The organism is Janthinobacterium sp. FW305-129 (assembly GCF_020858115.1).
Classification (GTDB): Bacteria; Pseudomonadota; Gammaproteobacteria; order Burkholderiales; family Burkholderiaceae_D; genus Janthinobacterium.
This window is the reverse complement of the sequence record NZ_JACYMM010000013.1, coordinates 1-24,860: the sequence shown is the minus strand read 5'-3', so window position 1 is coordinate 24,860 and position 24,860 is coordinate 1. Positions and strand designations below refer to the sequence as shown.

Below are 24,860 nucleotides of genomic sequence, written 5' to 3'. Positions count from 1 at the left end.
GTCCCCGCGCGGCCCGCTTCCGGATTTGCGCGCAGCGCCCACGATGGCGCCCCAAAACTGCTTTCCCACATACAATCCCATGCTCAAAAAAATGTTCGCCGCGGTGCTGATGACGCTTTCGACAGCGGCCATCGCCGTGCCCTTCGGTTCACAGTCGATTCTGGTGGTCGAAGACGGCACAGGCAAAGTCTTGCTTGAAAAAAATTCCAACGTGGTAGTGCCCATCGCCTCGCTGACCAAACTCATGACAGCCATGGTCGTGCTCGACTCCAAGGCGAATATGCAGGAAGAGATCAGCATCGACCGCGAGGACGTCGATATCTTGAAACACAGCACTTCGCGCGTGCCAGTGGGTGCCACCCTGAGCCGCCACGACGTGCTGCAACTGGCGCTGATGTCGTCCGACAACCGCGCCGCCGCCTCGCTGGCGCGCACCTTCCCCGGCGGCCCGACGGCGTTTGCCGTGGCCGTCAACGCCAAGATCAAGGCACTGGGCATGCGCCAGACCGTGATCGAAGAGCCGACGGGCTTGTCGCCGAACAACCAGTCGACGGCGGCGGACCTCGTCAAGATGGCCGTGGCCGCCTCGCGCTACCCGGAAATCAGCCGCATCACCACCGATTCGAAGGACGTGATCCAGATCAAGGGCCGCGACGTGGAATACCACAACACGAACCGCCTGGTGGGCGCCAAGGGCTGGGATATCGGCCTGTCGAAGACGGGCTACACGAATGAAGCGGGCCGCTGCCTGATCATGCGCATCAAGTCGGCCGGCAAGTTCGCCACCATGATCCTGCTCAACGCGCGCGCCAATTCCGTGCGCGCCATGGATGCCGTCAACATCCGCCGCATGCTGGCGGCCGAAAACGGCATCGAAGAGCCGAAAGTGATGCGCGCTTCCGTCAGCCGGCATAAAAAAGCGCCGGCGAAGCCTTCGAAGCGCCGCCGCGCCAAATAATTACTTCGCTTGCCGGTTGGTCATCACCACGCCGGCTATCGTCACCGCGCCGCCCACCAGCATCGACGCCAGCACCGGCTCGCCCAGCAGCCCCGCCGCCAGCACGATGCCGAACACGGGCACGAGGTTGTTGAACACGGCCGTGCGCGACGGGCCCAGCGCCTTCACGCCTTCGTAATACCAGACAAAGCCGATCACCGTGCCGAACACGCCCAGATAGCCGATGGCGGCCCACACTTGCCAGCCGAAGCTGTGCCACGGCACCGTCGGGAATTCCACCACCGCCCCCACCAGCAAGAAGGCCAGGCCCCACATCGACGCGTACGTGGTGGCGGCAATGGGCGAGAGGCCCTTCAGCGCCACTCTGCCGATCAGGGTATAGGCGGCCCAGCTGGAAATGCCGCAAAACATGAACACTTCGCCCATGCCGATGCCGCCGCCCGTGCCGTGCAGCACGCCGGCCAGATCGCCGCGCGTGATGACGATGGCCGTGCCGCAAAACGCCAGCATGATGCCCAGCCACTTGAACGATCCCAGCCGTTCGCGGAACAGCATGGCCGAGGCCAGCGCCGTGACGATGGGGTTCAGGGCCACGAACAGGGCCGTGCGCCCGGCCGGCATGCGCGACAGCGCCGCCAGGAAGCACAGGTTGTATAAGAAGATGCCCGTCAGGCCCAGCGCGGCCGTCGTTGCCAGCTGCTTGCGGTCCAGGCGCGGCAAGCCCCCTTCCAGTTTCCACGCCAGCACGACGAGCAGCAGCACGGCCACGCCGAAGCGCCCGCTGGCAGCCGTCATGGGCGGCATCTGCTGCGCCAGCACGCGGCCCGCGATAAAAGTGCCGCCCCAGAACAGGGCGACGAAAATCAGTTTGAGGTAGACGAGCGGCGATTGCGCGGCAGGCAAGGCGGCAGAGGGCAAGGCGGATGAAGACATGGAATTTCCTGTGAGGCCGTTTGCGCGGCGGGTGGTGTACACTTATATATTAATACTAATATCAACTCATGAAATAATGAGCAAAAACTCATAGCACAGGAAAACCACAGATGACCTTCACGCAACTGGAAATCTTTACCCTGGTGGCCGAGCTGCACGGCTTCTCCGCCGCCGCCGCGCAGCTGGGCATCAGCCAGTCGGCCGTCTCGCACGCGTTAAAAGCGCTGGAAAGGGAGATGGGCGTGGACCTGATCGTGCGCCACCAGGCGTCGGCCGAGCTGACGGAAGTGGGGCGCCAGCTGCTGGTGCGGGCGCGCGAAATCCTGGGGCTATCCGAAGCCATGCGCCAGGAAGCGGCCGACGTGCTGGGCCAGCGCCAGGGCAGCCTGCGCATCGGCTCCTTCGGCCCCACTTCGTCGTTGAATCTGCTGCCGGCCATCACGGCGCAGTTCCGCCTGCGCTATCCGGGCATCGCCCTGCGCATCGACGAAGGCGCCGACCATGAAGTGATGCAGTGGATACGCGAACGCCGCGTGGATGTCGGCTTCGTCGTGCTGCCCGACGAGCGTTTCGATACGGCGCCGCTGGTGGAAGACCAGATGATGGCGCTGCTGCCGCGCAGCCACCCGCTGGCCAGCGAAACGGCCATCACCCTGGCGCAGCTGTGCGAAGGGCCGTTCATCATGTCCGAGGCGGGCTGCGCCTGCCTGATCGAACCGCTGTTCGCCAACGCGGGGCTGCAGCCCAATGTCCCCTACCGCATCAGCCAGGTGATTACCATCCTCGACATGGTCAGCCGCGGCGACGGCGTCTCCATCGTGGCCGAACTGGCCCTGCCGCAGCGGCTGCGCGAACAGTATCCGGAGCTGGTGGCCCTGCCGTTAAATCCGCCCGTCAGCCGCAAGGTGGGCCTGGCCGTGCGCGACCGGCGCCAGAACACGCCGGCCACCAACGCCTTTTTCGAGGTGGCGAAGCAGATGGCGCCGACCCTGGCGCCCCGGCGCGCCTGAACGCTGCTTAAAAGGTTTCCCACTCCTCGCTCGCTTCCGGCTTGCGCTGCGCCGCGGCCCTGGACGCTGGCGCCTGCGCGATGCGCGCCGGAGCCGGCGCGCGCGCCACGGGCCTTGCGGCATGCGGCACGGCCGCCGGAGCCTGCCCGTCATCGAGCTTGAACACGCCCACCACCTGCGCCAGGGTGCTGGCCTGGTCTTGCAGGCTTTCCGCCGCGGCGGCGGCCTCTTCCACCAGGGCCGCGTTCTGCTGCGTCACCTGGTCCATTTGCGCGATCGCCTGGTTCACCTGTTCGATGCCCGAGCTTTGCTCGACGCTGGCGGCCGTGATCTCGCCCATGATGTCGGTCACGCGGCGCACGCTGTCGACGATTTCCTGCATCGTCGCCCCCGCCTCGTCGACCAGGCGCGCGCCCGAATCGACCTTGCCCACCGAATCGTCGATCAGCAGCTTGATTTCCTTTGCCGCCCCCGCGGAGCGCTGGGCGAGGCTGCGCACTTCCGTCGCCACCACGGCAAAGCCGCGTCCCTGCTCGCCCGCGCGCGCCGCTTCCACGGCCGCATTCAGGGCCAGGATATTCGTCTGGAAGGCGATGCCGTCGATGACGCTGATGATGTCGACGATCTTCTTCGACGAGTCATTGATCGAGGCCATGGTGTCGACCACCTGCGCCACCACCTGCCCGCCCTTGCTGGCCACGCCGGACGCCGATTGCGCCATCTGGTTGGCCTGGCGCGCATTGTCCGCGTTCTGTTTCACGGTGGACGTCAGCTCTTCCATCGAGGCGGCCGTCTCTTCCAGCGAGCTCGCTTGCTGTTCCGTGCGCGACGACAGGTCCTGGTTGCCGGCGGCGATTTCCGACGACGATACCTTGACCGATTCGCTGGCCGTGCGGATTTTCACGAGCACGGCGGCGATCTTGTCGATGAAGCGGTTGAAGGCATCCGCGATCTGCGCCAGTTCATCCACGCCGGAAGCGTCGAGGCGGCGCGTCAGGTCGCCCTCGCCCGAGGCGATGTCGTCGAGCGCGTCGCGCACCAGTTCCAGGCGCTTGAGCATTTTAAAGACCAGCAGCGACAGCAGCACCGCGGCCAACCCCGTCAGCAGCACGGCCGTGACGGTGGCCGTCGTCAGCATCGTCTGCAAGGCTTGCATGGCTTCCTGCTGGTCCAGCACCACGGCCAGCAGCCAGTCCGTGCCCGCCACGCGCGTGACGTACAGCTTGCCGTCGCGGTCATTCAGGCGCACGGCCTCGCTCGCGCGCGTGCTTTCCAGGCGGTTCACCTGCGCGGCCGACAGCGCCGCGTCGAGTTTCGCCACCGGCTGCAGGCTCAGTTCCTTGTCCGCATGGGCGATGATGGTGCCGCTCTGGTCGACGAGGAAGGCAAAGCTGTGCGGCGTCGGCTTGATCGCCACCACGTTGGCGATCACCGTATCGAGCAGCACGTCCGCGCCCGCCACGCCCAGCAGCGCCTCTTTCGGCCCGACGGGCGCCGTAAACGACACCACCAGCTTGTGGCTGGCCGCGTCCACGTACGGCGGCGTCAGCATCGGCACGCCCGCCTTGACGGTGTCCGTGTACCAGGCACGCGCCGTGGGATCGAAATCGGCCGGACGGCCCGGATGGGTAAACACGGAGCGCTTGTCCGCGTAGCCGATGAACACTTCGGCAAAATCGCCGGCCTTTTCCGCGATCTGGAAGGCGCGCAGGGGATCGGGCGTCTCGGCCGACATGACGACGGAGGCCATGACCTTTTTCTTGCCGTCGACCCATTGCGCCAGCACGGCCGACTGGCTTTGCAGCAGCTGCTGCATCTGCTGGTCGGCCGACGCCAGCATGCTGTTGCGCGTAGTGACGTAATTGGCGACCGACAAGGCCAGCATGGACAGGACGACGATGGAGACGCAAATCAGCACCAGACGCGTGCGCAACGATGAAAACATGGTGTACTCCTTTGTGGTGGTTTTTATGGTGTGAATCAGCGGCCTTGCCACGCACACTCTGCTGCCATTTTCACACAAAAATTGGAACGATATTATTCAATATTCGGAATAATAAATGTTTATTACATCAAAGCAACACCATCAGACGTTGACTCCCTACAATGATTGCCTCATAGTCAATCTTTTCAAAGGAGCTTCCATGCGTTTGCACCACGTCGTCCTGGCCTGCGCCAGCTTCGCCATCTCCAGCGCCTTCGCCTCGCCGCAAGCGCCCGTGCCGGGCAAGGAGTACCAGGTGCTGGCCACGCCGCAGCCCGTGCAGGCGGCGCCAGGCAAGGTGGAAGTGATCGAGTTTTTCATGTACCACTGCCCCGCCTGCAACGCGCTGGAGCCGGGCCTGGCGCGCTGGCTCAAGGACAATGCCGCCACGGTGTCGTTCCGCCGCATCCATTTGCCGCACACGCCGGCAAACGATCCGGAAGCGCATCTGTTCCTGACCCTGGAAGCGCTGAAGAAGGAAGAGGCGCTGCACGCGCAAGTCATGCATACCTGGCATGTGGAGCGCAAGCGCCTCGCCAGCGACAGCGATAACCTCGATTGGGCGCTGAAAAATGGCCTGGACAAGGCGACCTTCGAAGGCGCCTACCAGTCGTTTGGCGTGCAGACCAGGCTGAAAAATCTGCCCCGCCTGGCCGCCGGCTACCAGGTCGACAGCACGCCCACCCTGATCGTGGGCGGGCGCTACCTGACCAATCCATCGCTGGTCGCCGGCGCCAACCCGGGCTTGCCGCGCCAGGACGTGGAGCAAGCCACCCTGCAAGTGGTGCAGGCGCTGGTGGCCAGGGCGAAGCTGGCGAAGTAAATCAGCCGATCAAGCCCCGCAGCCCGCTGGCGCGCTGCGTGCGGCGCAGGATCGCGTCGAACAGCACCGCCTGCGTGGGCGAAACGAGGGTGAAGAAATCGCGGGCGCGCGTGATGCCCGTGTAGACCAGTTCGCGCGCCAGCATGGCGCCGCCCTCCTGCGGCAGCACCAGCACAGTATGGCGGAATTCCGAGCCCTGCGACTTGTGCACCGTCATGGCAAACGCCGTCTCCACGTGGCGCAGGCGCGTGGCCAGCACGCTGCGCACATTGTCCCCTTCCAGGAAGTACACGCGCAATGATCCCGGCCGCGCAGGGTCGTGCAAGGTCAGGCCGATGTCGCCATTGAACACGCCCGTGCCGTAGTCGTTGCGCGTGACCATCACGGGACGGCCCACATACCACTCGCTGCGGCGTATCAGCCCTTCCTTTTCCAGCCGCAGCTCAATGGCCGTGTTCAGGCCCGCCACGCCCCACTCGCCTTCGCGCACGGCGCACAGGATGCGGAACGACTCGAAAGCGTGCAGCACGGCGCGCACCCAGTCGTCATGTTGCGCGTAACCTTCGCCACCGGCATTCACCAGCGCCAGGTAGGGCTGGTAGCCGCCCGGCGCATCAGGACGTCCGCGCAAGGCCAGGCGCAGCACGTCTTCCTGCTGCGCCGGCACGCTCCACGCCAGCTGGCCGCCGCTGTCGGCGGCAAAACACGCCTTGGCCAGATCGGGCCTGCCGCCATTCACGGCCAGCGCCAGTTCGCCGATCGGACCGCTGAAACGGTGGCTGTGGCGCAGCATCACCGTCTGCTGCGCCAGCGCGCCCGCCGCGCCCGCAAAGGCAGGTGGAATGGCCACGCCGCTGGCCGCCTGCGCATATGCGATGGTGTCGGCTGTGTAGCCGCCCGCCTGCGCGTCGTGGCACAAGTCGCCCAGCACGGCGCCCGCTTCCACGGACGCCAATTGATCCTTGTCGCCCAGCAGGATCAGGATCGCCGTGGGCGGCAAGGCGTCGAGCACGGAGGCCATCATTTCCAGGTGCACCATCGACGCTTCATCGACGATCAGCACGTCGACGTCGAGCTGATTGCCCGCGTGGTGGGCAAAGGCGCGCGTGTCAGGCCGCGCGCCCAGCAAACTATGCAGGGTGCGCGCCGCGCCCATGCGCCGCGCCAGTTCCAGCAGGGGCAGCGCGCCGCCCGCCTTGGCCGCCAGACCTTCGAGCGCCTTGTCGATCGACTGTTTTAATCGCGCGGCCGCCTTGCCCGTCGGCGCGGCCAGCGCGATGCGCAGCTGCTCCGGCTGCGGCGAGACGGCAAACAGCAGAGTCAGCAAACTGGCCACCGTGTACGTCTTGCCCGTGCCCGGGCCGCCCGTGATGATGGCCACCTTGCCGCGCAGGGCGACGGCGCACGCCACCTTTTGCCAGTCCGGGCCACCATCCTGCGTGGGCTGGTCGAACAGGATATCGAGCCATTGCCGCACCTGCGCCAGCGGCGGATTCGTCAAATCCTGCGCCCGCACGGCGATCTTTTCACCGACCAGTGTCTCGTCGCGCCAGTAGCGGCGCAGGTAGAGGCGGTCGCCGTCGAGCACCAGCGGCTGTTTCACGTCGGCCGCACCGACCCGCCACACCTGCGGCGCGCCGGCCAGCAGCGCGCGCCAGCCGGCGGCGCTGTCCGGCAGCGGGCCGGAAACGGCCAGCACCCCATGCCACAGCTCCTCGCTCCAGCCCAGCAGCTGCGACGGTTCGCTGGCAAGGTCCGCCAGCATCAGGCAGCTGTGGCCCCGTCCTTCCAGCTCGGACAGCACCACGCACGCGACGGCCACGGCGGGCGCATGCGGCGCCCCCTCGTCCAGGCTGGCGATGAAGCGGGCAAAGGCGGCGCTCAGGCGGCGCAGATGGCCATCCCCGGCGATGCCGTCGACATGGGTAAACAAAGCGTCCATCTGCGCGTCATGCTGCATGGTGTTCCGTTTCTTCTAACAGTTGATCGAGGCCGTCCAGCAGTTCCAGCTGCGGCGCCAGCCAGTAGCAGCCGTGCGTATCCGCGTTCGCTATGCCGCGCAGGAACAGGAAAATGGCGCCGCCCAGGTGTTCGGCCGGGTCGTAGGCGTCGCCAAGCCGGCTTTTCAGCAGCCGGTGCAGGGCCAGCATGTAGATGGCGCCCTGGATGTCGTAGCGGTGCTGCGCCATGCCGGCCGCCAGCGCCTGCGTGTGGTAGGCGGCGTCGCTGGCGCCCAGCGCGTTCGACTTGTAGTCGAGCACCCAGTAGCGCCCCTCCCTTTCGATGACCAGGTCGGCAAAGCCTTTCAGCATGCCGTGCAGCTGGCGCCGCGGCAGCACGGGACGCGGCGCGCCGTCGAGCAGCAAGCGCGTGCACAGCTGGTCGAGCGCGCCCGTGGACAAATGCTCGCTGGGGAACCAGAACTCCATCTCGGACAGGGTGCTGTCCAGTTGCGACAGCGATGCATCGAGCAGCGGCAGCGGCGTGACGGCGATTTCCCGGAGCCAGGCGATGGCGTCTTCCTGGCGGTGGCCCCAGCCCGCCCGTTCGCAGCGCGCGGCCAGGCGCATGTCGAAATTGGCATCGTGGACGCCGTCAAAGCCTTCGCTGCCCATCCACTCGAGCTGCTCGTGCAGGAAATTGCCGGGCACGGAACCGCGCGGGAAGCGGTGCCAGGGCGCGTCGCCCATAGGCGTCGGCGCGGCCACTGCCACAGCCGTGCCATCTTCCAGCAGGGTCTCTTCCAGCGCCCGCTGCGGCACGTGCGCGGCCGCCACGGCGCCGATCTGGCGCGTCAGCGAGGTAAAGCTGCCCACCGACCAGTCGCGCTCGAATTCGCCCGTGAACACGGGCGCGGGACGCAGCTCGGGACGCCGCTCGATGCGGTCGAGCACCGTGCAGGCATCGGGCTGCGCCAGGGAACTCACGTAGATGGCGTCGCAATCGCCCGCCACCTGCTGCCAGCGCAGCAGCAGCTGCTCCGCCGGCAGCTTGTCGCCGCCCGTCAGCAAATAGCCGAGCGCCGATTCGTGCAGGGTGTTCTCGCCCGCCTTGCGCGCCGCCTGGGCGGCCACGCCCAGCCACAAAAAGTGGCGCGCGCGCGTCAGGGCCACGTACAGGAGGCGCAGGTCTTCCTCGATGCGCGCCTCTTCGACCGCCGCCATGGCTTCGTCGGACAAGGACAGGTCGAGGCGGCGTTCGCCATCCTCGCCCGCATACTCGAAGAAGCTGCGGTTGCGTTTATCCACCTTGCGCGCCGTGACGGCGAACGGCAGATACACGAGCGGGTATTCGAGGCCCTTGGATTTGTGCACGGTGATGACTTTCACCAGCTCCGCATCGCTTTCCAGGCGCAGCACGCGCTCGTCGCCGCCCTCGCCTTCGCCGGCGATCTGCTCGGCCAGCCAGCGTATCAGCGCCTGCTCGCCATCGAGCTGGCGGCTGGCCGATTGCAGCAATTCGGCCAGGTGCAGCAGATTCGTCAGGCGCCGTTCGCCGCCCGTCTGCTGCAGCAGCATGGCGGGCAATTGCAGTTCGTGGATGAAGCGGCGCAGCATGGCCAGCACGCCCTGGCGCTGCCAGATCAGGTGCAGGGCCTTCAATTGCTCGACCCGGCGCTCCCACTCCAGTTCATCGCTGGACAGGCGCGCCAGCTCGCCCAGCGACAGGCCGATGGTGCGCGTGGCAAACGCGGCGCGCGCCAGGCCGCCGTCGAGCGGGTTGGCCAGCGCCGCCAGCCAGCGCAGCACGTCTTGAGCTTCCTCGCTGTCGACGACGGAATCCTTGTCGGACAGGTAGACGCTGGCGACCCGGCGGCGCGCCAGCGCGCGGCGGATGGCGGCAGCTTCCTTGCGGTCGCGCACGAGGATGGCGACGTCGGCCGGCTGCAGGCGCGTAAAACCGTCGGGGCCGTCGAAACCGGCTTGCGCATCGCCCAGCATGGCGACGATATGTTCGGCGCAATGCTGCGCGAAATACTCGCGGTAGCCGTCGCCGCGCAGCCCTTCATCGCTGGCGCAGGCGGCCAGCAGCGCCGGCAGCGGGCCGCCGGCGTTCACCAGCCATTCGTCGCGGCCCTTGGCGTCGACGGCCTCGAACGGCAGCGGATTCTCGCCGTTTTTGCGGTAGCGGAAGGCGCCGGCCGGCACTTCGGCGCGCTCGGCGTGCAGGAACAGCTGGTTGACGGCCGCCACCAAGGGCGCCGTCGAGCGGTAATTGGTGCCCAGCTGGTAGTGGCGGCCCGTGGTGGCGCGCCGCGCCGCCAGGTAGCTCTGGATATCGGCGCCGCGAAAGCCGTAGATCGACTGTTTCGGATCGCCGATCAGGAACAATCCTTGCGCGGGATCATTCTCCGCAATGCGGTACAGCAAATTGAAGATCTGATACTGTGCAGGGGCCGTATCCTGGAATTCATCGACCATGGCCAGCGGGTACTGGTCGACGATGCGCTGGCGCAGCGCTGCGCCATTCTCGCCGGCCAGCGCATCGTGCAGGCGCTGCAGCATGTCGGCAAAGCCGAACTGGCGCGACTGGCGTTTTAACTGATCCATGCGCCGCGCGATGGCCGCCGCCGCATGCAGATGCAGCTTGTGCGCCAGCGGCGTGATGGCCGCCAGGGCCGTCCCCAGCGCTTCCGTATGTTCGAAGCACTCGGGCACTTGCGCCGTGAAACTCTTGGCGAACGCATCCTCGATGCCGAACGGCGTCAGGCGCTCCCACGCCTTGGCCGTGATGGCGGGCAGCAGCAACAGCGGATCCTGCGCCCAGCGGCGCAAGCCGTCGAACCACTTTGCCAGGTTCTCCGGTTTCATCTTGACGCCGTTAAAACACTTGGGATTGGCGGCGCGGTGGTCGTTGATCCACACGGCCATCTGCTCCGTGCGCTCGACCCAGCCCGCCTTCAGGGTGGCCAGCTGCGCGGCCAGCGCCCGCTGTTCGCGCGCGATCAGGGCCGATAAGGGCTCATCGTCGGCCATCTGCACGCTGCCGGCGCGGCGCGCCAGTTCGCGCGCGCCCTTCTTCAACGCCCCGACGTCGGGCCAGCAGGCCAGCAGCACGTCGAGCGCCTGCGGTGCCAGCGGATAGACTTGCTGGCGCCAGTAATCGTGGGCCGCATCCTCGAACAGGGCTTGTTCGTCGCTGACCAGTTCTTCGTCGAACAGGCTGCCGCTGTCGAAGGCGTGCTCGCGCAGCATGCGCTGGCACCAGGCGTCGATGGTGAAGATGGCCGCTTCATCCATCGTCTCGGCGGCCAGCATCAGCCGGTGCGCGGCCTTTTGCCGTTCGCTCTCGTCAGGATAGGATTCGAGCAAGGCGTCGAGAAACGGGTCGCCGCCGCCGGATTCAATGCCAGATTCGTGCCGAAAATAGGCGGCCGCCTCGATCAGGCGTTCGCGCACGCGGTTCGACAATTCGCGCGTGGCGGCGCGGGTAAACGTCATCACGAGGATGTCGGCCGGCAGCAGCGGGCGGGTAAAAGCCGTGCCTTCGCCGCCGTGGCCCACGCCGTGACCAAGTACGAGGCGCACGTACAGCGCGGCGATGGTCCAGGTCTTGCCGGTGCCGGCGGACGCCTCGATCAGGCGCGAGCCGTGCAGGGGGAACGCCAGGGGGTTGAGCAGATGGCTCGTCATTGTTCTTCTCCCGCGCCGTCATCGGGCGCGCTGATCGGGTCGATCGTAATGTGTTGTTGCAGCCAGTCGGCCAGCGGACCATACAGCTCGCGCGTGCAGTCCTGCCACGCTTCCTCCGCGGCCAGCGCGGAAAACTCGGGCCACAGGCGCGCCAGGCACAGTTCATCGCGCTCGCCAGACAGTTCAAAACCGCCGTCATACACGGCGCGCGGGTCGCCCTGCTGCACCAGCGCCAGCCCCGTCTTGCACGCCGTGGGCAGCGGATGGTTCATGCCTTCGCGCCACAGTGCCAGCAGGGTCGCCAGCGCGTCGCGCGAACTGGCCGGATCGAGCGGCGCCATGCTGACGATGGCGTCGCGCGCCACCAGATAGCCGGTGACGGGGAAGCCGAGGGCGGCGGCGGCCAGCTGGCGCAGCCACATCAGCATCAGCTTGTCGCCGCGCGCCAGGCCGTTCTTGTCCGTCACCTTCGAGGAAATCTGCATCAGCCAGGCCGTCTCCTGCCCGTTGCTGCGCAATTTGTCGAGCCAGTCGTCGATCTGCAGCTCGCCGAACGGCAAATTGATGGCACGCTTGTCGGCCGCGTACGGGAACGAGGCACGCAGCGACAGCCATGCGCTGCGCACGGGCACCAGCGCCTCGACCAGCTGCGCCTGCACTTGCCGGCCGATCAGGCCGATGGGCAGCACGCCTTCGCGCGCCAGCTTCTGCGCGCGCGCTTCCAGGCTGGCGCGCACGTCGTCCAGCGCTTCGACGGCGCCGCCGTCATCGAGCATGGTGTCTTCCAGCAGGTAGCGCTCGAGCGCATTCAGGCCGAACGGCTCCTCATCCTCGCCCAGCATGGCCGCATCGGCAAAATACACGCTCAGGCGGCGGCGAAAGAAGTACTTGACGGGCTGGCGCAAAAAGCTGGCCAGTTCGCCCAGTTTCAGGCGCGTGCCGGGATCGAGCTCGTAGGGCCCCAGCGGCAGCACGGCGGCCTGCGTCTCCGCGTCCGCCGCATCGGCATCGGTATGGACTACGCGCCATTCGCGCGCATAGGTGAGCAGGCCGCCCGCCTCGAAATAGCGGCGGCTGAACGGCTGCAGCGCGTGTTCGGTGGTGAGCGACGCCAGGTGCCGGTCCAGCGACCAGCCGGCGGCCAGGTAGTCGCGCAGCTGCGACACCAGCACGGACGGCGGCTGTTCGGAATTGTCGCGCACGTTGCGCCCCACCCAGCTCACGTACAGTTTGTCGCGCGCGGCCAGCAAGGCTTCGAGCATCAAGTAGCGGTCGTCGTCGCGGCGCGAGCGGTCGCCCGGGCGCGCCATGCCGGGCAGCGCCAGCAGGTCGAAATCGGCCTTTGGCGCGCGGCGCGGGAAATCGCCATCGTTCATGCCCAGCAGGCATACCACGCGGAACGGCACGGCGCGCATCGGCATCAGGGTGCAGAAGGTCACGCCGCCGGAGACGAATTGATGGTTCAGGGTCGGCTCGTCCAGCGCGCCCAGCCACGCCACGCGCAGCACCGACAAGGGCACCTGCTCGACAAAGCCCGCGTGTTCGCAGGTTTCCAGCCAGCCTTGCAAGGCGCCTTCCAGCTGCGCCAGGGTCAAACGGTCGCCTTCGTCGTCGGCGTCAAAGAAGGCCGCCAGCAGCGCGCGCGCCTGTTCACCCCATTCGGCGGGCGTGCGCGCGCCGGCCAGCACGGTGCGCCAGTGCAGCAGCGCCTCGACCAGCTGCGCCAGCGAGCCCGCCAGCGCCGCATCGAGGCCGCCTACTTCCGCATACGGCTCGATGCCGCCAAAGCTGGCGCCATCGCCGCTGGCATAGCCAAGCAGCATGCGCCGCACGCCGAAGATCCACGCATTCTGTTCCCCGGCCGCGCCCAGCCCCAGGCCGGCGCGGTGCGCCTGGTCCAGGCCCCAGCGCACGCCCGCCCCTTCGATCCAGGCGCCCAGGGTGGCCAGATCGTCCGGCTGCAGGCCAAAGCGGGCGGCCAGCGCGGGCACGTCGAGCAGGTCGCGCACTTCGCTCTGGCGGCAGCGCTGCTGCGGCAGCTGCAGCAGCCACTCGAGCGCGACGAGCAGCGGGTTGACGCTGCGGTCCTTCACGTCGCCGATCTCGAACGGGATGAAACGCTCGTCGTTGCGCCGGTACTGGCCGAAGACGGCGTGGATGGCGGCCGTGAAGGTGTCGATGTCGGGCACCATCACCACCACGTCGCGCGGACGCAAGCCCGTCTCGGCGCTGTGCGCGAACATGGCCAGCAGCTGGTCGTGCAGCACTTCCACTTCGCGCTGCACGCTGTGCGCCACGTGAAATTCGATCGAGCGGTCGCCGGCGCCGGGCGGCGTTTGCTCATGTTCGGCCAGCGGACGCAGTTCGCGGATGGCCACCTGCACCTGCTGCAGCAGGGTTTCCCCCGTTTCCTCGCCAAACAGGTCGATGCGCAGGCTGTCGTCGCGCCCTTCGGCTTGCGCGTGTTCGTCGAATTCGTCGAGCATGCGGATGAAGTCGCGCCCTTGCCTGCCCCAGCTGGCCAGCAGCGGATGGCTGTGCGCATGCAGTTCTTCCAGCGGAATCTGCGCCAGGTCGGTGCCGTTGCGCTGCCGCTGGCGCTTGTTTTCCGCGCGCAGCAGGTCGCGCCCGTCGATGATGTCGCCCCAGTAGAACTGGCATGGATTGGGCACGGCCAGCACCACCTGCGTGTGGCGCGCCAGCGCAGCCAGCGCCTGCAAGGTCTGGTACGGCAGGGCCGACACGCCGAACAGCACCACCCTGCGCGGCAGCTTGCCAACGGGGGCGTCGCCGGCGGCGATCGCCGCCAGGAAGGCGTCGTGGATGTCGGCGCGGCCCGTGTCGCGCTCCAAAGCCTCGACATCGGCCGCCACGGCGCGCCACAACTGCGCCTGCCAGCGCTGGTCTTCCTTCAGTGCGATGGCTTCATTGCGGGCCGTGCGCAGCTGGTCGCGCCCGGCCGCCCAGTCGGCCAGCCAGTCGGCGCGGTAGACCTGGTACTGGTCGAACAGGTCGGCCAGGCGCTCGGCCAGCTGCAGCCGGCGTTCGCTATCGCCATCGGCCAGGAAGTAGCGCAGCGGCGCGAAGACCGGGTCGGACAGCAAGGACGGCAACAGGCGCATCAAACGCCACGTCAGCGGGGATTTATCGAACGGCGACACGCGCGGGACGCGCTCGCGCCCCAGCATGCCCCGGTAGCTTTCCCACAGCAGGCGCGCCGGCAGCGCGATGCGCGTGGCGGCGCATACGCCCATTTCCTCGGCCAGGGCGATCTTCAGCCACTCGGCCACGCCGTTCGACTGCACCAGAAAGATATCCGTTTCCAGCGGTGCCAGCGGGTGCTGGCGCAGCCACTGGAAGACGGCGGCGCGCAGCTGTTCCAGCTGGTTGCCATGCAGGATGAGGAGGCCGGGCGTGACGGGAGTATGCATGCTGATCCGATGGGTTGCCGCGCCTGCGGCCGGGTGGCCGCAAACGTCAAACGCCTATTATCGCCGCTGCCTGCGTCAGGGGGCGTCGCTGGCGGCAAATTCCATGGAAATTTGTTCCGCCACCTGCGCCAGCGCCGGCCCGAGCGCCGTCAGCAAGGCGCGCGCCTGCTGCAGGTCGCCGCCCCGGCGCAAGCCTTCGATCGACATGCACAGGCCGGCAAATGCATGGGCGCCCACGGCCAGCGCCGACGATTTGCTGCGGTGGCCCAGGTCGGCCAGCCGTCCCAGGTCTTCCAATGCCATGGCTTGCTCCATTTCGGCGATGCCGTCGCGCGCCGTGTCGAGAAACAGCTGGGTGTACTTGCGCATCTTCACGGCATCATTGCTGAACGTGAGCGCCAGGGTGGCCAGGTCGAGGATGGCCGTGTCGCGCGGCTCCGGCGAGGCGTCCGACGGCGGCGCTTTCGGCGCGGCCACCAGCCTGTCGCCCGCGCGCGCATGGCCGATGCCTCCACGCAAACGGAACCATTTCGCCAGCAGGTGAAACAGCAGATTCGGAGCGATCGGCTTGGTCACGAATTCATCCATGCCCGCCGCCAGGCAGCGGGCGCGGTCTTCGCTGCCGGCATTGGCCGTCATGGCGATCACCAGCAGGCCGGCTAGCTGCGGGTCGGCGCGGATGCGGCGCGTCGCCTCGAAGCCATCCATCTCCGGCATCTGCACGTCCATCAGCACGCAATCGTAGCGCCGATGGGCCAGCAATTCCAGCGCTTCGCGGCCATTGCAGGCGACGCAAACGGTGGCGCCGGCGTCTTCCAGCAATTCGCAGCCCACCTGCTGGCTGAAGACGTTGTCTTCCACCAGCAGGATGGACGCGCCGCGTATCACCCCCAGCACTTCCGGCTCCACCTCGGCGATGCGCTCGTCGCTGGCCTGCGCGCTTTTCTCCAGGCGCGCCGTGAACCAGAAGGTGCTGCCCAGGCCCGGCTGGCTGTACACGCCCACCTTGCCGCCCATCAACTCCACCAGCTGCTTGCTGATCACCAGCCCCAGGCCGCTGCCGCCATACTTGCGCGTGGTCGACGGGTCGGCCTGGTGGAAGGAGCGGAACAGCTGCGCCACCTCTTCCTGGTTCATGCCGATGCCCCGGTCCTGCACCTCGAAGCGCAGCATGCTGTGGCTGGCGCGCTCCTCGGACTGGCGCACGCGCACGAAGATGCTGCCATTGTCGGAAAACTTGATGGCGTTGCTGGCCAGGTTCAGCAAGACCTGCTCCAGGCGCAGCGGGTCGCCGCGCCAGCGCTGCGGCAGCTCCGGCGCGATATCGAACTGCAGCGCCAGGCCTTTGACGGCGGCCGCATCGCCGAGCTGGCTGGCGATGTTCGCCAGCAGGGTGTCGAGACGGAAGTCCAGCACCTCCAGCTCCAGCTTGCCCGCCTCGATCTTGGAAAAATCGAGGATGTCATTGATCAGGCCCAGCAAGTGCTGGCCCGAATGGAAGATTTTCTGCAGATAGTCGCGCTGGCGCGCATCGGCCACCGATTTCAGCGCCAGGTGCGCCATGCCGATGATGCTGTTCATCGGCGTGCGGATTTCATGGCTCATGTTCGACAGGAAGTCGCTCTTGGCCTGGCTGGCCGCGTCGGCCTGCTCCTTCAGGCGGTGCAGTTCCGTCACGTCGGTGGACAGGCCGATCAGGCCCGTGACGGGACCGGGCAAGCCCAGCGGCACCTTCACGCTCCACAGGTGATGCACCTGGCCCTGCGCATCGACGAAGCGCTCCTCGCCGACGAACTTGGCGCCGCTGTCGAACACCTGGCGTTCGGTCAGCTGCGCGGCGGCGGCCGCATCGCCGAGCATCAATTCACCATCCTGGCGGCCGATCAGCTGCTCCGCCGGGCGGCCCAGTATCTTCGCCGTGCGCGCATTCACGTAGCGGTAGCGCAGGTCGGCGTCCTTCATGTAGACATAGGCGTCGACGCTGTCGAGCACCGTGTCGAGCAGGGTGCGCTGCGCCACCGCGCTGCGGCGCGAACGGTACAGGGTAAAGATATAGCCATAACCGAGCAGCGTGCCGGCCACGCCGACGGCCAGCGCCAGCCACGGGAAATAGCGGTCGAAAGGGCTGTACAGCTCCGCCTTGCGCACGCGGAAATGGGCTTTCCACAGGCCGCCCTGGTAAGCCACGGGCAGCACCTGGTCGAAATACGCGGCATCGCTGCCCGGTTGCGGCGGCGCCGCCGCCAGGTCGCCATCGTCGTTGAACAGCAGCCGGTCCTGCGGCGCAATGGCCAGGGTCCCGCTGGCCGGCAACGGGTCGGCGGCGCTGTACAGGGTCAGGTGCAGCGGTTCCAGGGCGCTGCGTTCGAGCGCGCTGTGCACCAGCTGCGCCACGCCGAAGCCGATGCCGACGGAGCCCTGGTAGGCGGCGCGGCGCTCGGCCACGCTGCCCTGCGGCATGCCGTTGCGGTACACGGGCAGGCGCATGCCCAGGCCCACGTGCGCGGGCGGCCCCTTGATCATGATCACCTGCCCCGACGCGCTGACCTCGCCGCTGTCGCGCGCCTGCGCCAGGGACTGGGCCACCAGCGGGTTGGCGCCGATATCGACGCCCATGCGCTCGCCCAGCAGGGAATCGGGCTCCAGGTAAGTGAGCACCGTGTATTCGGGCCGCTCGCCGGGCGGGCGGAGGGTAAAATCGGGATAGCCGCGCGGTGCCAGACTGGTGTCGCGGCGCACGGCCTCGATGAAGGCGGCGCGCTGCGCCGACGGGACGGCCACCGCGTAGTTGACCGATTCGATGGCGGGAAACTGGCGCGCGATATCGAGGCCGGCCACGTAATCGTGGAACTGGCGGCGCGTCAGATGCTCGCTGGTGCGGAACAGGGCTTCGAGGCCGCGCAGCAGGTCGGAATAGCTTTTTACGCGCGTGATCAGGCTATGCTGGGCGCCATGCGTGAGATTGTCGAAACGCTGTTCGGCGTCGTCATTGACCGTGCGCGCCGCGCCCGCATACAGCGCGCCGCCCACCGCCAAGGCCAGCAGCAGGCCACCCGCCCAGATTCTGATACCCGCTGCCGTCCCGCCCTTGCTCAAAGTGTGCATTGTCGATCGCTTATTCCGGTTTCCTCGAATGTGCGGCGCCCCGCCGCCCAGCAAGTACGAGGATACTATCAAAGCCCTTGCCAGACGCATCTATGCATGAAAAAAAGCGCGCATGATGGTTGCCCTGGAAAACACCTGGCGCCTAGGCCCCCTGCAGCGCCCCGGCCAGGAAGTCGCAGAAGGCGCGCACCTTTTCCTGCACGTGGCGTCCATCGGGCATCAAGGCATACACGCCGCGCCTGGCCATGGCGTGCGACGGCAGCACGCGCACCAGGGCGCCGCTGGCCAGCAGCGGCGCGGCGACGAACGACGGCAACGCGCCCACGCCGATGCCCGCCACCAGCATGTCGGCCAGCAGCAGGCTGCTGTCGGCGGAAAAGCGCACGGGCAGCACGATGCTGCTCGCCCCTTCCGGGCCGGCCAGCTGCCAGACGCCGGGACTGTCGGCCAGCCGGTAGGCCAGGCAGTCGTGGCCGTGCAGATCCTGCGCCTGGCCCGGCGTGCCGCGCCGCGCCAGGTAGGCGGGCGCTGCGCAGATCATTTGCTCGACGTCGCCCAGGCGGCGCGCCACCAGGGACGAATCGGCCAGCGCGGCACGGATGCGCAGCGATACGTCATAGCCCTCGCCCACCACGTCGCGCAGGCGGTCGTCCAGAGTCATCTCGATCTTGACGTCCGGATAACGGGCCATGAAGTCCGGCAGCAGCGGCGACAGCACCTTCAGGCCAAACGACAGCGGCGCATTCACGCGCAGCCGCCCCGCCACCTTGCCGGTGCAGCCGCGCGTGGCCAGTTCCAGCGCGTCGATTTCATCGAGCAGGCGGCAGCATTCAAGATAGTAGGCACGCCCGCCGTCAGACAAGCTCATGCGCCGCGTCGTGCGCACCAGCAGCACGGTGCCCAGATGCGCCTCCAGCTGGCGCACCTGCTTGCTGATGGCCGCCGCCGACTGGTTCAAGTCCAGCGCCGCCTTGCTGAAGCTGTCGCGCTCGACCACCTTGCGAAACACGCGCATGTGCGCCAGGACATCCATCATTCTTTCCCTCCAGTTGAATATCTTATTATTTTATCGCTGATTATCATTGAAATAGAAAACAATATGATGACGGCTTCTTCATTCATGTCACGCAAGGAGCACCCCATGTTCAAACCATCCGCCACCCTGACTGCCCTGCTGCTGGCCCTGCTGGGAGGGACAGTGCAGGCCGCCCTGCCCGAAGTGGGCATCAGCCCCTGGGGCCCGAAAGACGAGATCGGCCGCCTGAACCTGATGACGGCGGCCTCGCGCGCCGCCATCCTGGCCCGCATCGACGGCGGCAAGAGCTACGACCTGGCCGTCGATTTCTATATCGGCATGCCCAGCTGGCAAGCGGCCGGCGACCCGCCCTACCAGATGTGGATGACGCACACGCCGAAGGGCAACGTGGTGGCCGATTCCATGCACGTGGGCGAACAGATGAACCGCCACGTCAGTTACACGGGCTCGGCCGTGTCCATGTATGCGCACATGGGCACGCATATCGACGCGCTCAACCACTTCGGCCTGAACGGCAAGATCTGGAACGGTTTTACGGAAGAGCAACATCTGGGCGACCGGGGCTGGACCGTGACGGGCGCGGAGAAACTGCCGCCCATCGTCGCGCGCGGCGTGCTGATCGACGTGGCCGTGGCCAAGGGGCTCCAGCAGCTGCCCGACAATTACCGGGTCACGCGGCAAGATTTGCGCGCGGCACTGGCGCAGCAGAAGGTGACGCTGGAACAGGGCGACGTGGTGCTGATACGCACGGGCCGCATGCAGCACTATGAGCAGGCGCAAGCCTACATGGCGAATCCGCCCGGCCTGTCGCTCGATGCGGCGAAATTCCTCGTGGAAGATGGCGGCGCCATGGTGGTGGGGGCGGACAACCTCAGTTTCGAGGCGTTTCCCTCCGAAGTGGCGGGCAATTACCTGCCTGTGCACACCTATCTGCTGGCGCAGCAGGGCGCGCCCATCCTGGAGCTGGTCGACCTGGAAGGCTTGTCGCGCGACAAGGTCTACCAGTTCGCCTTCATCGGCGCGTCCTTGAAATTCCGTGGCGGCGACGCGGCGCCCATCCGTCCCGTGGCCCTGCCGATCCGCTAAATCACACGGCCGCGGCCAGCAAGGCGCCATGGTCATCCCAGGCATCGGCGCAGCGCACCACATCGCCCACGACGATGATGCTGGGACTGCCCAGGCCGCTGGCCTGCAAGTGGTCGGGCAGCTCCTGCAAGGTGCTCAGCAACTGGCGCTGCGCCGGCAAGCTGGCCGATTGCACCACGGCCACGGGCGTGCCGGGCGCCATGCCGCCGGCCAGCAAGCCCGCCTGGATGGCGGCCACCCTGGCCACGCCCATGTAGATGACCAGGGTCAAGCCGCTTTGCGCCAGCGCAAGCCAGTTCGGCTCCGAGGCGCTATCCTTGCCATGACCGGTAACGAAGATCGCGCCCTGGCTCCAGCTGCGGTGCGTCAGCGGCACGCCGATGCTGGACGGTGCGGCAAGGCCGCTGCTGATGCCGGGGATCACGTCGACGGCCACGCCGTGGCTGCGCAGGTAGGCGCGCTCTTCGCCGCCGCGGCCGAACAAATACGGGTCGCCCCCTTTCAGGCGCACCACGTGCAGGCCGGCGCGGGCCTCGGCCAGCATCAGGCGCTCGATGAAGGCTTGCGGCGTGGAAGCGCAGCCGCCCCGCTTGCCCACCTCGACCACGCGCACGCCTTGTGCCGCATGGGCGAGGATGGCCGGGTTGACGAGGTCGTCGATCAGCACCACGTCGGCCCGCGCGATGGCTTTTACCGCCTTGATCGTCAGCAAGTCCGGATCGCCGGGACCGGCGCCCACCAGGGTTACGCTTCCAAGTTGCGCCATGATGACATCTCCCATTAAAAAAAGTGACCGATGGCAAACGATGCCGCATACGCTTCCGGCGCGCTGCCGTCCCACACGGCGCCGTCGCACAGGGTCGAACTGCGCATGGGGGCCTTTGGTACGGGCGTGGCCGTCATTTCCGCCGCCTGGCGGTACAGGTCGATGCGGTTGACTTGCCTTGCCACCGCCAGGTAATCGGGTTCGTCGCGCAGCAAGCCCCAGCGCCGGTGCTGGGTCATGAACCACATGCCGTCGGACAGATACGGAAAATTGACGGCGCCTTCGCCGTAAAACTGCAAGCCGTGCGCCTCGTCCCAGGTCTTGCCCAGGCCATCCTGGTAATGGCCAAGAACACGCGGCGCCAGCATTTCCTGCGGCGTATGCAGATAAGCGGGCTCGGCCAGGATGGCCGCCATGGCCAGCCGGTTGGCATCGCTGGCGTCGATCCAGCGGCCCGCCTCGAGCACGGCGGCGATCAGGGCGCGGCAGCTGTTCGGATGCGCGTGCGCAAACGCGGCGCTGGTGCCCAGCACCTTGCCCGGATGGTCGGGCCAGATGGCGCCGCTGGTGGTGGCCGTCACGCCCACGCCATCGACGATGGCCTTGTAGCCCCACGGCTCGCCCGCGCAAAAGCCATCCATCTGGCCCGTGCGCAAGGCCGCCACCATCTGCGATGGCGGCACCGTCAGCACGCGCGCGTCGCGCAGCGGATCGATGCCATGCGCGGCCAGCCAGTATTGCAGCAGCATCGCGTGATTGCCGGTCGGGAAAGTATGCGCAAACGCAAACGGCCGCGATGCGGCCCGCAGGTGGCGCGCCAGCGAATCGCCATCGTGGGCGCCGTCGCGCGCCAGCGCCGCCGACAGGGTCACGGCCTGGCCGCTGTGATTGAGGTTCATCAAGACGGCCATGTCGTGCCGCTGCCCGCCGATGCCCATCTGCACGCCATACACGAGCCCGTACAAGACGTGGGCCGCATCGAGTTCACCACTGTTCAGCTTGTCGCGCACGCCGGCCCACGACATTTCGCGGCTCAGTTCGATCTTGATGCCGTATTTTTCATCCAGGCCCAGCTTCGACGCCATCACCAGCGAGGCGCAATCGGTCAGCGGCAGGTAGCCGATGCGTATCGTCTGTTTTTCTGGCTGCAGGGTCCGCAACACCTGCGCGCCCTGCCCTGTCTCTTTGCCCATTTGCTCTGTCATACCATTCCTTGCTGATAAATACTGTTTTGCCGCGCCGCCATGGGCAAGGTCATGCTGTTCCAGCAGCAAGGACCGTGCCCGTGCATGCCCGGTTGATGGCGGCGGGAAACGCACCGCGATGGTGCATTGCACCAGCATGTATCAGGAAATGAACGATTCATCCCAGCAAGTCCTCCACGTCGAGGATGCGCTGGGCGATGTCGGCCAGCTTGAGTTTCTTGTTCATGGCCATGCTGCGCAAGCGCTGGTAAGCCTGCTCTTCCGTCAAGCCGTGATGCGTCATCAGCAAGCCCTTGGCCCGCTCGATGACCTTGCGTTCCAGCAACTTGTGCCGCGTGTCGAGCAATTCGGCGCGCAGTTTTTCTTCCTGGCGAAAGCGCGCCAGCGCCACGTTCAGCACCGGCTGAATGCGCTCGGCCTGCAAGCCGGCCACGATATAGGCGGATACGCCGGCCGCCATGGCCGCGTCGATGCTGGCCGTGGCGCCGTCTTCCGTGAACAGGACGATGGGGCGGCGCTCGTCGCGCGTGGCGATGACGATGTGTTCGAGCACGTCGCGCGCATCCGATTCCGCGTCGATGATGATGAGATCAGGCTGCAACTGCGCGATGCGCTCGGGAAGGTAGAGGTCGGCTGGAAGCGAGGCGACGATGTCGTACCCAGATTCCAGCAAGCCGATGCGCAAGGCATTGCCGCGCTGCACCTGGGCAGCCAAGGCCGCATTCTCGTGCACGCCATGCTCGACAATAGTGTTGACGACAACGATGCGCAAAGGCTGGGTACGGCTGGACGTCATGGGAGCGATCTGCAATGGCTAAATAGTTAACCATTGCAGCAAGCAAGAAGCGAACCAGCGGGTTTTACAGCGGGATTACTTCAGGGTCGGCATGGCAAACTCGGCCCCGGCAGCCGTCGAGGCCGGCCAGCGCTGGGTGACGGCCTTCTGTTTCGTGTAGAAACGCACGGATTCCGGGCCGTGCGCATGGTGGTCGCCGAACAGGCTGCGCTTCCAGCCGCCGAAGCTGTGGAAGGCCATCGGCACGGGGATCGGCACATTCACGCCCACCATCCCCACCTGCACCCGGTGCGTGTATTCGCGCGCCGTGTTGCCATCGCGCGTATAAATCGCCGTGCCGTTGCCGTACTCATGCGCATTGACGAGGTCCAGCGCGGTGGCAAAATCGGGCACGCGCACGATGCACAGCACGGGACCGAAGATTTCTTCCTTATAAATCGTCATCTCGGGCGTGACGTGGTCGAACAGGCTGCCGCCGAGGAAAAAGCCGTGCTCGTGGCCGGGCAAGACGAAGCCGCGCCCGTCGCAGATGAGCTTGGCGCCTTCCTTGACGCCCGTAGCGATATAGCCGGCGATCTTGTCCTTATGTACCTGCGTCACCACGGGCCCCATTTCCGCTGCTAAATCCATGCCCTGCGTAATCTTGAGTGCCGCGATGCGGGGCACCAGCGCTTCCACCAGCTGGTCCGCCACATTACCCACCGCCACGACGACGGAAATGGCCATGCAGCGCTCGCCGGCCGAACCGAAGGCGGCACCCATCAGGGCGTCCACCGTCTGGGGAATGTCCGCGTCCGGCATGACGACCATGTGGTTTTTCGCGCCACCGAGTGCCTGCACGCGCTTGCCCTGCGCGCAGCCGGTCGCATAGATATATTCGGCGATCGGCGTGGAACCGACGAAGCTGACGGCGCGCACGTCCGGGTGGTGCAGCAAGCCATCCACGGCTTCCTTATCTCCCTGCACCACGTTGAAGACGCCGTCCGGCAAGCCCGCGTCCGTCAACAGCTGCGCCAGCAGCAGGCTGGCCGACGGGTCGCGCTCCGACGGTTTCAGCACGAACGTGTTGCCGCAGGCAATGGCCATCGGGAACATCCACATCGGCACCATCACGGGAAAGTTGAACGGCGTGATGCCGACACAGACACCGAGCGCCTGGCGGATCGACCAGGCATCGATGCCGCCGGCCACCTGTTCCGAATACTCGCCCTTCATCATTTGCGGGATGCCGCAGGCAAATTCCACCACTTCGATGCCGCGCGTCACTTCCCCTTTCGCATCCGTAAACACTTTGCCGTGTTCACGCGTGATCAGCTCGGCCAGCCTGTCGGCGTTTTGCTCCAGCAATTCCTTGAACTTGAACATGACCCGCGCGCGGCGCAATGGCGAGGTCTGCGACCAGGCGGGAAACGCCGCATGGGCGGCGGCCACGGCCGCGTTCAGCTCGGCGGCAGTGGCCAGGGAAACCTTCGCCGTCACGGCGCCCGTAGCGGGATTGAAAACGTCGCTCGTGCGCTCCGAGCGCGAAGCCATGGGGTTGCCACCAATAAAGTGGCCAATCATCGGGGTCGTCATTGTCTTGTCCTTGGTTATTTCGTCATCAGCCAGTCATGGGCCGGGTCGTTTTTAAAGTGCCACACGCGTTTCGGGCCGGCCATCACGTTCAGGTAATAGCCGTCGTAGCCATACGGCACGGTGACGGGGTGGTAGCCCCTGGGCACCATCACCACGTCGTGGTTTTCCACGGCCATGGCTTCATCGATGGAGCGGTCATCCGTATAGACGCGCTGGTAGGCAAAGCCCTGTTCGGGATTGAGGCGGTGGTAATACGTTTCTTCCAGAGAACTTTCGGTTGGAATATTGTCGCTGTCGTGCTTGTGCGGCGGATAGCTCGACGAATGGCCGGACGGCGTGACGACTTCCACCACCAGCAAGCCGTCTGCTTCCTCCGTCTGCGGCAGGATGTCGCACACGTAGCGGGTATTCGCGCCCTGGCCCCGCACGGAGCGCGTCATGCTCGATGGCTCGATCAGGCGCGCCGGACGGTGGGTGGCGGCTGGCGCGCTGCACAGGGCCACCTCGGCAGCGCTCACG

Annotated in this window: 16 protein-coding genes; 4 read left to right on the top strand and 12 right to left on the bottom strand. The window is 66.6% G+C overall.

The genetic code is table 11. The features are described from left to right. Positions 1 to 79: 79 nt before the first annotated feature. Complete coding sequence (locus tag IGS61_RS23705) at positions 80 to 958, top strand: serine hydrolase (protein WP_230541866.1); 879 nt, start codon at positions 80 to 82, stop codon at positions 956 to 958. Here IGS61_RS23705 and IGS61_RS23700 read toward each other — a convergent pair whose 3' ends face one another. Beyond that, the gene (locus IGS61_RS23700; protein ID WP_230541865.1) at positions 959 to 1,891 is read right to left on the bottom strand and encodes a DMT family transporter; all 933 of its coding nucleotides are present in this window, start codon (positions 1,889 to 1,891) and stop codon (positions 959 to 961) included. Positions 1,892 to 2,001: 110 nt separating this feature from the next. Between IGS61_RS23700 and IGS61_RS23695 the strand changes: the two genes are divergently transcribed. Continuing rightward, the gene (locus IGS61_RS23695; protein WP_230541864.1) at positions 2,002 to 2,901 is read left to right on the top strand and encodes a LysR family transcriptional regulator; all 900 of its coding nucleotides are present in this window, start codon (positions 2,002 to 2,004) and stop codon (positions 2,899 to 2,901) included. A 7-nt stretch (positions 2,902 to 2,908) separates the two neighbouring features. Here IGS61_RS23695 and IGS61_RS23690 read toward each other — a convergent pair whose 3' ends face one another. Next, positions 2,909 to 4,846: a methyl-accepting chemotaxis protein gene (locus tag IGS61_RS23690; RefSeq protein WP_230541863.1), complete on the bottom strand. Its 1,938-nt coding sequence runs from the start codon at positions 4,844 to 4,846 to the stop codon at positions 2,909 to 2,911. 199 nt (positions 4,847 to 5,045) lie between these two features. On the opposite strand from IGS61_RS23690, the gene IGS61_RS23685 reads away from it, so the two are divergent. After that, on the top strand, positions 5,046 to 5,708 hold the full coding sequence (locus tag IGS61_RS23685) for a thiol:disulfide interchange protein DsbA/DsbL (protein WP_230541862.1): 663 nt from the start codon (positions 5,046 to 5,048) through the stop codon (positions 5,706 to 5,708). 1 nt (position 5,709) lies between these two features. Here the strand turns inward: IGS61_RS23685 and recD are convergent, their stop codons facing one another. From recD to IGS61_RS23660, 5 genes are all read right to left on the bottom strand, one after another. Beyond that, positions 5,710 to 7,668, bottom strand: coding sequence for an exodeoxyribonuclease V subunit alpha (recD, locus tag IGS61_RS23680; protein WP_230541861.1), 1,959 nt, complete (start codon positions 7,666 to 7,668; stop codon positions 5,710 to 5,712). After that, entirely contained in the window at positions 7,658 to 11,341 is a 3,684-nt protein-coding gene (gene recB, locus IGS61_RS23675; RefSeq protein WP_230541860.1) for an exodeoxyribonuclease V subunit beta, read from the bottom strand. The genes recD and recB overlap by 11 nt, the downstream gene beginning before the upstream one ends. Next, positions 11,338 to 14,772 carry an exodeoxyribonuclease V subunit gamma gene (gene recC, locus IGS61_RS23670; protein WP_230541859.1) on the bottom strand — a complete coding sequence of 1,145 codons (3,435 nt, stop codon included), beginning with the start codon at positions 14,770 to 14,772 and terminating at the stop codon, positions 11,338 to 11,340. The genes recB and recC overlap by 4 nt, the downstream gene beginning before the upstream one ends. A 75-nt stretch (positions 14,773 to 14,847) precedes the next feature. Next, positions 14,848 to 17,877, bottom strand: a complete 3,030-nt coding sequence (locus IGS61_RS23665) for a CHASE domain-containing protein (RefSeq protein WP_230541858.1) — start codon at positions 17,875 to 17,877, stop codon at positions 14,848 to 14,850. A gap of 142 nt (positions 17,878 to 18,019) precedes the next feature. Next, the gene (locus IGS61_RS23660; protein ID WP_230541986.1) at positions 18,020 to 18,910 is read right to left on the bottom strand and encodes a LysR family transcriptional regulator; all 891 of its coding nucleotides are present in this window, start codon (positions 18,908 to 18,910) and stop codon (positions 18,020 to 18,022) included. 108 nt (positions 18,911 to 19,018) lie between these two features. On the opposite strand from IGS61_RS23660, the gene IGS61_RS23655 reads away from it, so the two are divergent. Next, the gene (locus tag IGS61_RS23655) at positions 19,019 to 19,999 is read left to right on the top strand and encodes a cyclase family protein (protein WP_230541857.1); all 981 of its coding nucleotides are present in this window, start codon (positions 19,019 to 19,021) and stop codon (positions 19,997 to 19,999) included. Between the two features lies 1 nt (position 20,000). Here the strand turns inward: IGS61_RS23655 and cobA are convergent, their stop codons facing one another. From cobA to iolB, 5 genes are all read right to left on the bottom strand, one after another. Next, positions 20,001 to 20,765: a uroporphyrinogen-III C-methyltransferase gene (gene cobA / locus IGS61_RS23650; protein ID WP_230541856.1), complete on the bottom strand. Its 765-nt coding sequence runs from the start codon at positions 20,763 to 20,765 to the stop codon at positions 20,001 to 20,003. Positions 20,766 to 20,779: 14 nt separating this feature from the next. Then, complete coding sequence (locus IGS61_RS23645; protein WP_230541855.1) at positions 20,780 to 21,970, bottom strand: CmpA/NrtA family ABC transporter substrate-binding protein; 1,191 nt, start codon at positions 21,968 to 21,970, stop codon at positions 20,780 to 20,782. Positions 21,971 to 22,127: 157 nt separating this feature from the next. After that, on the bottom strand, positions 22,128 to 22,766 hold the full coding sequence (locus IGS61_RS23640; protein ID WP_230541854.1) for an ANTAR domain-containing response regulator: 639 nt from the start codon (positions 22,764 to 22,766) through the stop codon (positions 22,128 to 22,130). 75 nt (positions 22,767 to 22,841) lie between these two features. Then, positions 22,842 to 24,341, bottom strand: coding sequence for a CoA-acylating methylmalonate-semialdehyde dehydrogenase (locus IGS61_RS23635; protein WP_329958087.1), 1,500 nt, complete (start codon positions 24,339 to 24,341; stop codon positions 22,842 to 22,844). Positions 24,342 to 24,355: 14 nt separating this feature from the next. Further along, positions 24,356 to 24,860, bottom strand: a 505-nt coding sequence (gene iolB, locus IGS61_RS23630) for a 5-deoxy-glucuronate isomerase (protein ID WP_230541853.1), incomplete at its 5' end; no start/stop codon positions are given.

Excerpts from the sequence above, each read along its gene's own strand:
- cobA (WP_230541856.1), bottom strand. The coding sequence starts at position 20,765 with ATGGCGCAACTTGGAAGCGTAACCCTGGTGGGCGCCGGTCCCGGCGAT.
- IGS61_RS23695 (WP_230541864.1), top strand. The coding sequence starts at position 2,002 with ATGACCTTCACGCAACTGGAAATCTTTACCCTGGTGGCCGAGCTGCAC.
- recD (WP_230541861.1), bottom strand. The coding sequence starts at position 7,668 with ATGCAGCATGACGCGCAGATGGACGCTTTGTTTACCCATGTCGACGGC.
- recC (WP_230541859.1), bottom strand. The coding sequence starts at position 14,772 with ATGCATACTCCCGTCACGCCCGGCCTCCTCATCCTGCATGGCAACCAG.
- IGS61_RS23690 (WP_230541863.1), bottom strand. The coding sequence starts at position 4,846 with ATGTTTTCATCGTTGCGCACGCGTCTGGTGCTGATTTGCGTCTCCATC.
- IGS61_RS23705 (WP_230541866.1), top strand. The coding sequence starts at position 80 with ATGCTCAAAAAAATGTTCGCCGCGGTGCTGATGACGCTTTCGACAGCG.
- IGS61_RS23635 (WP_329958087.1), bottom strand. The coding sequence starts at position 24,341 with ATGACGACCCCGATGATTGGCCACTTTATTGGTGGCAACCCCATGGCT.
- IGS61_RS23685 (WP_230541862.1), top strand. The coding sequence starts at position 5,046 with ATGCGTTTGCACCACGTCGTCCTGGCCTGCGCCAGCTTCGCCATCTCC.
- IGS61_RS23645 (WP_230541855.1), bottom strand. The coding sequence starts at position 21,970 with ATGACAGAGCAAATGGGCAAAGAGACAGGGCAGGGCGCGCAGGTGTTG.
- IGS61_RS23640 (WP_230541854.1), bottom strand. The coding sequence starts at position 22,766 with ATGACGTCCAGCCGTACCCAGCCTTTGCGCATCGTTGTCGTCAACACT.
- IGS61_RS23665 (WP_230541858.1), bottom strand. The coding sequence starts at position 17,877 with ATGCACACTTTGAGCAAGGGCGGGACGGCAGCGGGTATCAGAATCTGG.
- IGS61_RS23655 (WP_230541857.1), top strand. The coding sequence starts at position 19,019 with ATGTTCAAACCATCCGCCACCCTGACTGCCCTGCTGCTGGCCCTGCTG.
- recB (WP_230541860.1), bottom strand. The coding sequence starts at position 11,341 with ATGACGAGCCATCTGCTCAACCCCCTGGCGTTCCCCCTGCACGGCTCG.
- IGS61_RS23660 (WP_230541986.1), bottom strand. The coding sequence starts at position 18,910 with ATGGATGTCCTGGCGCACATGCGCGTGTTTCGCAAGGTGGTCGAGCGC.
- IGS61_RS23700 (WP_230541865.1), bottom strand. The coding sequence starts at position 1,891 with ATGTCTTCATCCGCCTTGCCCTCTGCCGCCTTGCCTGCCGCGCAATCG.